We start from the raw sequence: 272 nt of genomic DNA, 5'->3' as shown, positions 1-272 counted from the left end.
TGATATAAAGCTATATGGCATTGAACCAGTAGAAAGTCCAATACTGTCTGGAGGAAAACCCGGCCCTCATAAGATCCAAGGAATTGGTGCTGGCTTCATCCCTGGTGTTCTGGATGTTGATTTACTTGATGAAGTTGTTCAAATTTCAAGTGAAGAAGCTATTGAAACTGCTAAGCTTCTTGCATTGAAAGAAGGTTTACTGGTGGGAATATCATCTGGTGCTGCTGCAGCTGCTGCAGTTAAGATAGCGAAGAGGCCAGAAAATGCTGGAA

Annotated in this window: 1 protein-coding gene; it reads left to right on the top strand. The window is 42.6% G+C overall.

Annotated elements, in window-relative coordinates:
- Positions 1–272 (top strand): pyridoxal-phosphate dependent enzyme (locus L9G74_RS24145; RefSeq protein ID WP_238898623.1); only part of this gene is annotated, 272 nt, incomplete at both ends.

It is taken from the genome of Shewanella electrica (assembly GCF_022321485.1).
Classification (GTDB): domain Bacteria; phylum Pseudomonadota; class Gammaproteobacteria; order Enterobacterales; family Shewanellaceae; genus Shewanella; species Shewanella electrica.
Note: the sequence above shows the minus strand (reverse complement) of the source record. Positions and strands in the feature narration are given on the sequence as shown.